11 protein-coding genes are annotated in these 11,051 nt (G+C 44.0%); 5 read left to right on the top strand and 6 right to left on the bottom strand.

Annotated features, from left to right (window positions below; genetic code table 11):
• Positions 1 to 3: 3 nt before the first annotated feature.
• Entirely contained in the window at positions 4 to 474 is a 471-nt protein-coding gene (locus ACT8YW_RS00870; protein WP_444103686.1) for a GAF domain-containing protein, read from the top strand.
• A 90-nt stretch (positions 475 to 564) separates the two neighbouring features.
• Here the strand turns inward: ACT8YW_RS00870 and ACT8YW_RS00865 are convergent, their stop codons facing one another.
• The 6 genes from ACT8YW_RS00865 to ACT8YW_RS00840 all read right to left on the bottom strand — a co-directional run bounded on the left by ACT8YW_RS00865 (position 565) and on the right by ACT8YW_RS00840 (position 6,336).
• Entirely contained in the window at positions 565 to 879 is a 315-nt protein-coding gene (locus ACT8YW_RS00865) for a chaperone modulator CbpM (RefSeq protein WP_008025905.1), read from the bottom strand.
• Positions 880 to 893: 14 nt separating this feature from the next.
• Positions 894 to 1,859, bottom strand: a complete 966-nt coding sequence (locus tag ACT8YW_RS00860; RefSeq protein WP_007748510.1) for a DnaJ C-terminal domain-containing protein — start codon at positions 1,857 to 1,859, stop codon at positions 894 to 896.
• A gap of 94 nt (positions 1,860 to 1,953) precedes the next feature.
• Positions 1,954 to 3,657, bottom strand: a complete 1,704-nt coding sequence (locus ACT8YW_RS00855; protein WP_444103685.1) for a sulfatase-like hydrolase/transferase — start codon at positions 3,655 to 3,657, stop codon at positions 1,954 to 1,956.
• Positions 3,644 to 4,843 (bottom strand): BamA/TamA family outer membrane protein, encoded by a 1,200-nt coding sequence (locus ACT8YW_RS00850; protein WP_444103684.1) that lies wholly within the window; start codon positions 4,841 to 4,843, stop codon positions 3,644 to 3,646. Before ACT8YW_RS00850 ends, ACT8YW_RS00855 begins: the two co-directional genes overlap by 14 nt.
• 89 nt (positions 4,844 to 4,932) lie before the next feature.
• Positions 4,933 to 5,946, bottom strand: coding sequence for a threonine aldolase family protein (locus tag ACT8YW_RS00845; RefSeq protein ID WP_444103683.1), 1,014 nt, complete (start codon positions 5,944 to 5,946; stop codon positions 4,933 to 4,935).
• A 171-nt stretch (positions 5,947 to 6,117) separates the two neighbouring features.
• Complete coding sequence (locus ACT8YW_RS00840) at positions 6,118 to 6,336, bottom strand: winged helix-turn-helix domain-containing protein (protein ID WP_004313999.1); 219 nt, start codon at positions 6,334 to 6,336, stop codon at positions 6,118 to 6,120.
• A 236-nt stretch (positions 6,337 to 6,572) separates the two neighbouring features.
• On the opposite strand from ACT8YW_RS00840, the gene ACT8YW_RS00835 reads away from it, so the two are divergent.
• The 4 genes from ACT8YW_RS00835 (at position 6,573) to ACT8YW_RS00820 (ending at position 10,827) form a co-directional block, all read left to right on the top strand.
• Positions 6,573 to 8,312, top strand: coding sequence for a thiamine pyrophosphate-dependent enzyme (locus ACT8YW_RS00835; RefSeq protein ID WP_032842260.1), 1,740 nt, complete (start codon positions 6,573 to 6,575; stop codon positions 8,310 to 8,312).
• Between the two features lie 155 nt (positions 8,313 to 8,467).
• A complete protein-coding gene (locus ACT8YW_RS00830) occupies positions 8,468 to 9,385 on the top strand; it encodes a DUF2157 domain-containing protein (protein WP_444103682.1) in 918 nt (305 codons plus the stop codon).
• Positions 9,369 to 10,343, top strand: a complete 975-nt coding sequence (locus tag ACT8YW_RS00825) for a DUF4401 domain-containing protein (protein ID WP_444103681.1) — start codon at positions 9,369 to 9,371, stop codon at positions 10,341 to 10,343. The genes ACT8YW_RS00830 and ACT8YW_RS00825 overlap by 17 nt, the downstream gene beginning before the upstream one ends.
• Entirely contained in the window at positions 10,330 to 10,827 is a 498-nt protein-coding gene (locus ACT8YW_RS00820) for a GDYXXLXY domain-containing protein (RefSeq protein ID WP_444103680.1), read from the top strand. The genes ACT8YW_RS00825 and ACT8YW_RS00820 overlap by 14 nt, the downstream gene beginning before the upstream one ends.
• Positions 10,828 to 11,051: the final 224 nt, after the last annotated feature.

Below are 11,051 nucleotides of genomic sequence, written 5' to 3'. Positions count from 1 at the left end.
GAGATGGCAGAGAATTTAATCATCGGCACAGGAAATAAGGAAGAGAAATACCGGGAGTTACTTCCGCAACTGCACGCTTTAGTAAGTACGGAAACGGATCTCATAGCCAATCTTGCCAACGTTGCAGCAGCGCTCAAACAGACTTTCGGTTTCTTTTGGGTAGGCTTTTACCTTGTGAAAGAGGATGAACTCGTACTGGGTCCGTTTCAGGGTCCCATTGCCTGCACCCGCATCCGCCTCGGCAAAGGAGTTTGCGGCACAGCCTGGAAAGAGGCCCGGACACTGATTGTTCCTGACGTAGAACAGTTTCCCGGACACATTGCTTGTAGTTCGGACTCGAAATCGGAAATAGTAGTACCGATCCTCCAACAAGGTGAAGTTGTTGGAGTGCTGGATATTGACAGTGATGAACTGGATAGTTTCGACACCATCGACGCACGCTATCTGGAAGAGATTTATACGTATATTGGATAAGTTGACAACCATGCAAACGTCCTGAAAAAACAGAGGCTCTGATTGAGTGAATCAGAGCCTCTGTTCAGGTCAAACAGAGGCTCTATTTTTTTACCAGTCCATATCTTCTATTTCCCGTTCCCGGTACAGCAGAAGTTGTTTGCGAAGCGAACTCATTTCGCGTCTCATATCTTCCATCTTTTCCAGTAAATGATGAATGGCATCGATCCCTTCCATATTGATGGATAAGTCGTAGTACATTCTGCTGTAACGCTCCACGTTCGGGAGTTCCGACAGAAGCAGATAATGTTCGCCGCCTTCGGTATGTACGTTAATCAAACCGCCCTCTTCCAACAAATCGATGAATGAAGGCTCAATATGACATTTGTGACAGTATTCACTGACAATAATTAATTCGGTCTGCATAATGCTCATTCATTTTAGTTCATACTCTGTAATTGACGGAACAACTCTTTCTGTTTGTCGGTCAAGTTCGTAGGAATCTTGACGGAATAGGTCACAATCAAGTCACCGAATTGTCCTTCCTTCTTATAAACCGGGAATCCTTTACCTTTCAGTCGGACTTTCGTACCGTTCTGCGTTTCCGGTTTTATCTTCAGTTTCACTTTACCGTCCAGCGTGTCGATTACTTTCTCACCTCCCAATACAGCAGAGTAAAGGTCTACTTCCACATCTACGTACAGGTCGTCGCCCAGGCGTTTGAACACCGGGTCTTCGGCTATCACGAACGTAATGTACAAGTCGCCCGCAGGTCCTCCATTGACACCTTCGGCTCCGTAGCCTTTCAGTTTGATTACCTGTCCGTCGGCTACACCGGCAGGGATGGTGATACGCACTTGTTTACCATTGACGGTCAATATCTGCTTATGCGTTTGAGCAGCATCACGAAGGGAAAGATGAAGTTCGGCATTAAAGTCCTGTCCGCGGAATCCCGCAGAGCCTTGTCCTCTTCCTCCCCGATGTCCGAACATGGATTCGAAGAAATCTGAAAATCCACTGGCATTGCCACCGGAAAATCCCTCTCCATCGGAACTATACCAATAACTTCCGTTACCGTCGGAGAAACCTTGACCTGCACCACCGAATCCGCCGAAACCTCCCGCACCGCCATAGCCTCCGGCTTGTTGCTGTGCACGTTTCTGCGCTTCGAATTCATCGGCATGTTTCCAATGTTCTCCGTACTCATCATACTTTTTACGTTTCTCTGGATCACTTAGTACTTCATTGGCTTCATTGATTTCCTGAAACTTATCCTTTGCACTCGGGTCATTAGGATTCAAGTCAGGATGATACTTTCGGGCCAACTTACGAAAAGCCTTTTTGATATCATTCTGCGAAGCACTTTTGTCTACTCCAAGAATCTTGTAATAATCTATATAGGCCATGTTTTATGAATTTAATCGTTCATACATCATACGGCAAATAACACGCCAATCCCGCTTTTGGATGCAGAAATTAACAAGGATTAATACCTAATACTTAATACTTGATATTCCTCTTTTCCAGCATCCGGAAGTCTTGCTTCTTCATACCCAAATCATCCAACGGACGGGGTTCGTTGTGATCGTTCAGATAAACTCTCGGTTTTAGGACGTAGTGCGAAGCCGTTACAGATTGCGAATCATCCCGGTAAGGAGTTTCTATTCCGGCTAAAGACAACATGGTCGGGAAGAAAGAGCTGCTGGAAGAAATATTCTTATCCTTATTATCCACAGCATTTTTCCAATGTTCGGGATAGGTTTCACGGTAGTTGTCGGACATCCAGATGAGGAACGGCACGTGAAGTTGATAATAAGAAGGTACGGGAGAAGCGTGGAGGAACAGATGACGGGAATCGTCGAAAATATCCTCACCATGATCGGAAGTGTAGAGCATGGCGGCATCTATCTGCTGTTTTTCCAACATGCGGATTAGGCGTGACAAGAAACCGTCCGTATAACGAATGGAGTTGTCATAGGCATTGACCAGGTTATCCCGGTATTTTCTTTCTGCTTCCATCGGATAATCGGGCGTAAAGAAAGCACTTTCCGACGGGTAACGTTCGCGGTAGTTAAAGTGAGAACCGTAGGTATGGAGCACGATAAATTGTTTCGTCGCACCTTTAGCCAGTTCCTGCTCCACCAATTTCAGAAGTTCGTCGTCAGAAGGATTATAGGAGGAACTGACAGAATCTTCTTTTATAAAATCGTACGTATCGGCTTCCATTCCGAAGAAGTCGATAAACGAATGGTTGTAACGTTGGTTGGAGAAAAAGGCTGTCCGGAAACCTGCCTCTTTGAAAGCGGTGATGATTCCTTTCTGATGATAGATAGAGTCGTAGTTGCAAGCGGTAGCGTCCGACATCAACATGGGGACACTTTTATGTGTCGTATTCGACTCTGTCAGCACTTTCGGGAAAGCAATCAGACCCGGTTGCCGGGATAAGAGCGGGTTTGTTTCACGTTCGTAACCATACAGTTGCCAGTTCAGGGCACGGGAGGTTTCTCCTACGACCATTACGTATACTTCCCGTTTCTCTTTCGGATGCGTAGGCAGGGCATGGAAAGTAAAGTCCTCCGAAGTACGGTGATAATTCTGCGTCAAGGCGGTTCGTTGGAAGGCAAGACCTACGTTATAACACACGTTCAGCGGATATAAATCGGACTTCAACTCATATCCCGGATCCTGCATATATGCTCCGACAAGGCTAAGGAGGGAGATTCCAAAGACTATGGAGGCTCTCTTCCGTTCTCTGCGGATAAATTCTACCGTGAGTTTCCGCTTGCGTACAATTGAAATGGTCCCCAATATCAGGGCGGGTACGTAGAGTATGATGACAGCAATAATGGCAGGTGTGAGATTATCAAGCAGTTCCAGGGCTTCACTCGAATTGGTAGTCACCAGGTTCAGAAACATATCGACAGCGATAATGGACTGGCCGAACAAATAAAGCAATACAATCTGAAAGGCTCCGAAAAACAGGAACAAGAATAAAATCCAAAGCATCTTGCCACAGTTTTTCGACAAAGTCATCAACAGATAATAACAGCCGAAAGGCAAAAGCACATTACACACCTTTGCCATCAACGGTAAAGGCTCTGTCAAACAGAGCACAAGGTTGGGTACTATCAAGATGAAGAGGAACAGATAAAACAAATGTTCCTGATTCTCCAACCAATTCTTTATATTCTTAAAAAGCTTCATTGATATTAAAAATAAATCCGGTCTGGTGTTTGCCAAACCCTAAATCCAAACGTACATTTACTCTTTTCTTAAACTCCCAACGATAACCGAAACCATAATTAGGCAGAATATGTTTCGGAGTAAACTCGGAGAGCCGTGGAAAAATCGTTCCCGCTCCTGCCCATACTGCTACTCCATTCCGCTTCCAGACGTGTTGCCGGAGTTCTATTTGCGCATCCATTGCTCCTTTGTCCCGATAGCGTCCTTCGTAATATCCGCGCATGGAGTAAGAGCTTCCCAGCGTTGCCATCAATCCCCACGGGGTATCGCCATAGGTAAGCAATGTGTGGAATTGTCCTGCCAGTACTCCGCCTTTCCATATCGGCTGATAATAGCTGGTAGTCAGTTCTGTGCTGCTAAACGCATATTTATTACCGAGAAAAGCCGGGCTGAATCGCTGGTCTATTCGCAAGTAATAGCCGTGAGATGCATTTGTCAGGAAATCACGTGAATCATAAAGGAGGGAAAGTCCCAGGCTGGTATTGGTGGTCCGTGCCGCCATCCCTTCCCATAGTTCCGGTTTATCAAAGTCCCGTCCGTCGATATAATCGAATACGGCCATCGGGCCGATGTAGAAGTTCTTTGCCAGCCGGAACATAAAATCGACTTTCACCTGCGCTTGAAAACGTTTATAATCGCTTTCATTATCAGAGTTGGCTCCATTGTCATATCCCCGCCCCCAATACAGGCTGGGGAAAGAATAGAAATAGAGATTGTAATTCAAGCGGTATTTGTCTTGTGGAAACAGATGGTTCCCACGAACTCCCAACAGGTAGAAGCCAACCGTCGATACATCTCCGTAAAGAGAGACATTGGAGGGAGGAAGAAGCGAATCAATCCGATCGGTGCGATATAATCCGGCTGCCACCAGTCCGAGCCCGAACTTGGTGTCACTGGAATAGTGGGGACCGCCTATCACACTGAAATCAAACTTTTTATTCTTTTTCTCCTTATTGGCGTCATTGAAGTAGTCAAGAAACTTTTTAAAGAAGCTGCGCTTTGCCGGAACAGAATCTTCCATGGTTACAGGTACAGAATCCTCCGGCAGTTCAATTTTAGTAGAATGCAGCTGCGCGCCCAATGGGGTTTGTGTCAATAACAAGAGCGCGAATATGATTAGCCTGTTCTGTCTAGTATTCATAATCATAAGAAGTAGAAAACTTTGCGGACAAAGTTAGTTTCAAACTTCTTATTACAACAGAGTTTCAGGCGCTTTTGTTGTCCTGAATTTCCTTTTTAACGTTTCAAAAGTCTTATAAACTCGTCTACATCTTCTTCTGTCGTATCAAAAGAAGTTACCAGGCGGATTTCATCCTTCTCTTCGTTCCAAAAATAAAAGAAATAAGACTCCAACATCCGGTCGATAACCGGGCGGGGCATGGTGAAGAATAGTTGGTTACTCTCGGCTTTTTGGGTAAAAGTTACTTCGGGCAGTTGCTTCAATTCCGCATAAAGTTTGGCAGCCATCGCATTGGCGTGACTGGCATTCTTCAGCCAAAGGTCGTCAGTGAGGTATGCCGTAAACTGGCAAGAGAGGTAACGCATCTTCGAAGCGAGCTGGGCGGATTGCTTACGGACGAAACGGGCTTCCGATTGCAGGTCTTTATTAAATACAATCACGCACTCTCCCATCATCAGTCCGTTCTTCGTTCCGCCGAAACTAAGAATATCGACTCCGCAATCTACCGTCAGTTCTTTAAGGGAAAGATTCAGGGCGGCACAGGCATTGGCTATTCTAGCTCCATCCATGTGTACATACATACCATTCAGATGGGCAAAGTCAGTCAGGCGTTTCAACTCTTCGGGCGTGTAGATGGTGCCAAGTTCGGTACATTGGGAGATGTAGAGAGCTCTGGGTTGCGAATGGTGCTGATCGCCGAAACCGTGCAGGTAAGGTTGCATTAATTCCGGGGTAAGTTTACCGTCGGAAGTAGCAATCGGGCGAATCTGACAACCTGTCATTTTCACGGGAGAGCCACACTCATCTACATAGATATGAGCTGTTTCCGCGCAAAAGATAGAATGATACGGGCGGGTCATCAATTGCAATGCTACCACATTGCTGCCTGTTCCGTTGAATACAAACAAAGGAACACAGTTCGGGGTGAAGGTTTCTTTGATCTTCGCTACGGCTTCTTCTGTCCATTTGTCATCGCCATATCCTAAAGAATGGTCTATATTGGCCCGGTTCAAGGCTTCCATTACCAACGGATGCACACCGGAATTATTGTCAGAGGCAAAACTTCTCATTGTTTCTTGCATTTTAATTCGTGGTGCAAAGTAACAGAATTATTTCCGGAAATCAATTGAAAGGAAGATACATTAAAAGGAAAAAGGATAAAAAACGAGAATCTCCGAAGGACTGACCGGGCTGTCATCCCTCCGGAGATTCTGCTGTTTTCGTTAAAGTGCCAAATTCTTTTAGCCAATATAAACATTCACACAGAGATATACATAAAGTTCTTCATCACACTGATCGAACTCAATCTTGTTCTCTCTTGACAACCACCCTAAAGCGGCACCCAGCTCTTTATCTTTCAACCCGGACTTTCTCTTCAGAAGTCCGTAGCTCCACTTTTCGTTATTGCTAAGCAGTTGCCAAACCTTACCGGCATTTACACCGATTTCATTTCTATTCATTTTTCTAGAGTAATTAAGAGGTTTAATACATTAGGTTAAGATTTCGCCTATAAAGATAACAAAAGGATATTGCATTTGTTTATACGTCTTTACTAAAAAGTTGTTACAGAATTATTTTTAACATAAAAGCGGTGATGTGTCCCGACACAAAGGCGTTATTAGCATATGTTAAATTAGAACTTTTCCTTGCAGACATCTGTTATTACATAAAAATCAATCCTAAACCAATTACAGCTATGGCAAAAAAAATAGCAGAACAACTGATAGATACTTTGGTTAAATCCGGAGTTGAACGCATTTACGCCGTAACAGGCGACAGTCTGAATGAGGTAAACGAAGCAGTCAGAAAAAACGATCAAATAAAATGGATACATGTGCGCCATGAAGAGACAGGAGCGTATGCCGCTGCTGCAGAAGCACAACTGACCGGCCGTCCGGGATGCTGCGCGGGAAGTAGCGGACCGGGACACGTTCATCTTATCAACGGTTTGTATGACGCGCACCGTTCCGGGGCACCGGTAATCGCCATCGCTTCTACGATTCCTACCGGAGAATTCGGTACGGAATATTTTCAGGAGACGAATACAATCAAACTTTTTAACGATTGCAGTTATTATAATGAAGTAGCCACTACTCCCAAGCAATTTCCACGTATGCTCCAATCGGCCATACAAACGGCTGTCACCCGTAAAGGGGTGTCCGTCATCGGGTTGCCGGGAGACTTGGCAAAGGCTTCTGCCGTTGCTGTCGACTCGTCGGTCCGAAACTATCCTGCCCCACCGGAGGTTTGCCCGTCGGAAGAAGATTTGGCTCAACTGGCCGACTTGCTAAACAAACATACACGTATCACTCTTTTCTGCGGCATCGGTTGCCGGGGAGCTCACGAAGAAGTGATCGCGCTTTCCGAGAAGCTGAACGCTCCGGTGGTATATACTTTCAAAGGAAAGATGGAGGTGCAATATGAGAATCCGTATGAAGTGGGTATGACGGGATTGTTGGGAATGCCTTCGGGATATTACAGTATGCATGAAGCTGAAGTGCTTCTCATGCTCGGCACTGACTTTCCGTATTCTGCTTTCCTGCCGGATGACATCAAGATAGCCCAGATTGATATAAAGCCCGAACGTCTGGGACGTCGTGCAAAGGTGGATATCGGGCTTTGTGGAGACGTCAAACTTAGCATCCAGTCTTTATTGCGTATGCTGAATCCGAAAACGGATGATTCTTTCTTACTGAAACAACTCAAAAGATACGAGGGAGTAAAGAAGGATTTGGCCGCTTACACAGAAGATAAAGGGGGCGTAAATAAGATTCATCCCGAATATGTGATGTCTGAAATAGACAAACTAAGTTCGGACGATGCTGTGTTTACGGTAGATACGGGAATGACTTGTGTATGGGGAGCACGTTATCTGCAAGCAACGGGCAAACGCCACATGCTGGGTTCTTTCAATCATGGTTCGATGGCAAATGCGTTGCCGCAAGCTATCGGTGCCGCGTTGGCTTATCCGGATCGTCAGGTGGTTGCGCTTTGCGGAGATGGTGGATTATCGATGACTTTAGGAGACTTGGAAACCGTTGTACAATATAAGTTGCCGATTAAAATCATCGTATTCAACAACCGTTCATTGGGAATGGTGAAGTTGGAAATGGAAGTAGACGGACTGCCGGACTGGCAAACGAACATGTTGAATCCTGACTTCGCCCAAGTGGCCGAAGCAATGGGAATGACCGGGTTTAATGTCAGTGATCCGGAAGAAGTGTTGACTACCTTATTGAATGCATTCGAACTGGACGGTCCAGTACTTGTTAATATCATGACCGATCCGAACGCACTGGCCATGCCTCCCAAAATTGAATTCGGGCAAATGGTGGGCTTCGCGCAGTCAATGTATAAGTTGTTAATCAACGGCCGTTCACAAGAAGTGATTGATACGATCAATTCTAACTTTAAGCATATACGGGAGGTATTTTAAGTTATTCTATTTTTAATATTTTCATTACCTCTCTCAAAGTATGACTTACTATTATTGTCTATTTCAATATGGTAAGTCATACCTTTTTATAGTCTATCTTGAGGTGATAATCATTTTATTTTCTTATGTTTGTAATCATCAAAAAGTAAAAACACATGGAAAAGACCGACTCTTCGCCTTTATCCCGACAAGCACTGTACGCTGATAAAAAACAATGGAATCAATTCCTTTCTGTTTTTTTATTGGCAGTGGGCGTTGGTTTTACAGTGGCAGGCATTATCTTCTTTTTTGCCTACAACTGGGATGAATTACCTAAATTTGCAAAGTTAGGAATAGTAGAGGTGTTATTAGTAGCTTCTGTCCTGCTCGCTACATTCACCCGTTGGAATAAGCTCGTCAAACAGATTCTCCTGACCGGAGCTACGTTCCTGATAGGTACGCTTTTCGCTGTCTTCGGACAAATCTACCAGACGGGAGCCGATGCTTACGATCTTTTCCTGGGATGGACTCTTTTCACCATTCTCTGGGCGGTTGCTATCCGTTTCTCTCCGTTATGGCTGACGTTCATCGGATTACTTTGCACTACGATATGGTTGTACAATATACAGATAGCTAATACCAACTCTTGGGAAATGACTTTGTTGGCTAATGCAGTAACCTGGATATGTGCCTTGACAACGATCATCACGGAATGGATGAGCGCAAAAGGTCATTTGAACAGAAACAATCGTTGGTTTGTCAGTCTTCTTTCACTGGCTACTATTCTACACACCAGTTTTCTGTTAATGATGGCAATTTGCGAAGAGAACGCTATATTGTCTGTTCCCCTCATAAGCACTGTCCTTCTATTCTCTGCAGGACTTTGGTATGGATGGAAAGTAAAAAGCCTGTTCTATCTGGCTATCATTCCGTTTGCCGCATTAATGATTCTATTGACTACATTCATATCACAAAGCAATCTTAGGGATGTTCAGATATTCTTCTACGGAGGAGTTATTGTCATCACCGGAACAACTTTGCTCATTTACATCATTCTTCATCTAAAAAAGCACTGGTATGGCACAGAAGCATAACCTCACTATTCAAGTCGTATCCATTATCGGGGGGATCCTGACGGCTATTTTCTTTTTGGGATTTCTGGCACTTGCCAGAATCCTCCGCTCCGATATTTCTTGCCTGATTGCTGGAAGTATATTAATTCTCACTACGCTAACAATCAGCCGCATGGTGGTCCGGTCTTTTCTGGATGCAATGAACATCACTTTATACATAGCCGGATGTGTATTGATTGGCTTCGGTATAAATCCCAGCATTAATCTCCTTTTCATTACACTTATGGGAATCAGTATTCTCACATTCTTGCTATCAAGAGGGTTTATCCTCCCCTTTCTTTCAGTCATTCTGTTTAATATATCTCTCTTCGGAGAAGCCGCCCATGTCTTCTCTTCGTTTTATCCCTTGCAAATAGCCGTAGTCCCTATCCTTGGAGTGTTTCTATTTACCAACATCTTTGAAAACAAGTTGTTTGAGTGTATAGGAACAGAGAATTACCTTTCCAAATACAAACCATTTCATTTCGGATTATTCGTATCCGGTATCGTCTCACTGGGAGGATTATCAATCAATTACATGATATCAGAAACAAATAGTTGGCTTGTGTCCTGCATACTGTCTGTTTGTATATGGTTCGGAATTCTTATCATGGTTCAACGAATCATGCAGGTCATGAAAGTGGATCATCCAGTGAATCAGGTTGGCATCTACATTCTTTGTATTGTTATCTGTCTGCCCACCGTGTTTGCTCCTTATTTATCCGGTAGTTTGTTACTGATTTTAATATGTTTCCATTATGGTTACAAAGCGGAGTGTGCTGCCTCGCTCCTTCTCTTTATCTATGCTGTTTCCAAATACTATTATGATTTGAATTTGAGCCTGCTTACCAAATCCATAACGCTTTTCTTCATCGGAATTGCATGTATTGCAGCCTGGTATTTCTTCACTCAAAAAAGAACAAGACATGAAAAAGTATAGCCGAATATTGATTATCGCAAACCTGATACTGCTATTGGGGTATTTCAACTGGTCGGTTTATCAGAAAGAGCAAACCTTGAAAGACGGACAGTTGGTTTTGTTACAGCTAGCCCCCGTCGATCCCCGCTCTCTTATGCAAGGAGACTATATGAGACTTAACTACAAAGAAGCCTCATCAAATCTGCCAGATGAGCAAACCGACACACGCGGTTATGCCATACTCCGAACGGACAGTAATCAGGTAGGAGAAATTGTACGATTACAAAATACGTTGAAACCTGTAAACGACAATGAGCTAGTCATCAAATATAAAAGAATAAATAGACGCCTCTTCCTCGGCGCCGAATCTTTCTTCTTTGAAGAAGGACAGGATACTCTTTATCAAAAAGCCGTATATGGCGGACTAAAAGTAGATGATAAAGGGCAAAGCTTACTCGTGGGATTGTATGATGAGGACTTTCATCTTATTCAATCCGATAAATAAAGACTAATAAGAAAACCCGGACTTTCGCAAGCCCGGGTTTTCTATATTCTCAAAACATCTCCTTAATCTATAGGGAAATAAGGGACTAGCAAATTGGTTTCTAGTGCAAATAAGGAGACATTATGAAATAAAGAAAAGGGATACCTGTGGGAAATAAGGGAGGTATCCCTTTCTATAAGAAGAACAGAATTGGAAGGATTGACTTTCACAAGCCAAATCCTTCA

Origin of the sequence: Bacteroides sp. (assembly GCF_052357945.1) — a bacterium.
In the GTDB taxonomy this organism is placed as follows: Bacteria; Bacteroidota; Bacteroidia; order Bacteroidales; family Bacteroidaceae; genus Bacteroides.
The sequence above is the reverse complement of the archived record's forward strand: the minus strand, read 5'-3'. Positions and strand labels throughout refer to the sequence as shown.